The 1329-nt window shown below is 66.5% G+C and carries 1 protein-coding gene; it reads right to left on the bottom strand.

Translation table 11 applies throughout. The features are described from left to right. Positions 1-1212: site-specific integrase (locus MJ785_RS19235; RefSeq protein WP_239382131.1), on the bottom strand; the 1212-nt coding region annotated here is incomplete at its 3' end. Positions 1213-1329 lie beyond the last annotated feature (117 nt).

Raw genomic sequence — 1329 nt, 5'->3', positions numbered from 1 at the left:
CACGGCGTCTTCTTGGGCTTCGGGAAGCACGTGGGCGTAGGTGTTCATGGTGAGGTTGATCGTGGAATGGCCGAGTAGTTCCATGATTACCCTCATGGGGACGCCTTCGGCGACGAGGAGTGTCGCGAACGCGTGTCTCAGATCATGAAGCCGTACCCACGGGAGCCCGGCCGCCGTGCGGATCACGGTGAACCATCGGTTGACGTTGCGTGGGTCCAGGGGCGTCCCGACAGTGGAGGCAAAGACAAGGTCATGATCCGTCCAGCCCGGACCGGCGGTGGCCTTGGCGCTCTCCTGGGACCGGCGATGCTCGGTGAGGATGCCGACCAGCGAACCCGGCACCGGCAGCGTGCGGTGTGACCGGACGGTCTTGGCCGGCATGAACATCAGCGTTCCGTTCGCCCGCTGCAACGTGCGCCGGACGTGCAGCACTCCCGCCTCGAGGTCGATGTCGTCCCAACGCAGGCCGAGGACTTCCCCCCGTCGCAGGCCCAGCATCAGACCACACATGAAGATCGGCCCGTACGGGTCGTCGTGCATGGCTCGGGTGAGCGCCCGGACGTCATCGACGTGCAGGGCACGGAGCCGCCGCAGCGGCACCGACGGTCCTTTGACCGCCTTCGCGACGTTGCGGGGTACGAGGTCGAGCCGGTGCGCGTCCGCGAGCGCGTTACGTAGCACCCCATGGATGAACTGAAGGCTACGGGGCGAGCGCCCGGCATCCCGAGCTTTCCCGATCAGCCTGGTGACGTCGGACGGGGTGAGTTTCAGGAGTTGGACCCGGCCCACCACCGGCACGATGTAGAGATCGACGGCCCACCGGTACCCGGCGAGGGTGGTGGGACGGGTTCCGTCCTCTCCCTTCATCCGGAGCCATTCGGTCAGCCACTCCGAAACGGTCCGGTTCGGAGCGGTCAGGTTCACGCCCTGTTCCGCAGCTTTCTGGATTTCCTTGAGCTTGCGCCGGCATTCCTTTTCGGTCTTGGCATAGACGGTCTTGCGGACGCGCTTCCCGTCGATCCAGCCGAGGTCGACGCGCCCGACCCACAGGCCGTCACTGGCCCGCTGAAAGAGTGCTCCGTCCCCGTGGCTTCGCCGCCGGTCTCGGCGGGTGGGGGTGTTCGGTGTCTGGCGCTCCGAGCCGTGACGGTCAGGGTCGGTGGGTTCGTTGCCGTCCGTGGGGTCGGCCGGGTCCTGCCGCTTGCCGGACATGATGAAAGATCACTCCTTGCCGAAAGGCGAAAAACAGGGAGAAATTGCCGGAGGAGGCGTGATACTCCGGGGTTCCGGTCCTCTGGGCGCGGGAGGGTCTGCCGGGAAACCGGCCGC

It is taken from the genome of Protofrankia sp. CiT1 (assembly GCF_917627335.1).
In the GTDB taxonomy this organism is placed as follows: Bacteria; Actinomycetota; Actinomycetes; order Frankiales; family Frankiaceae; genus Protofrankia.
Note: the sequence above shows the minus strand (reverse complement) of the source record. Positions and strands in the feature narration are given on the sequence as shown.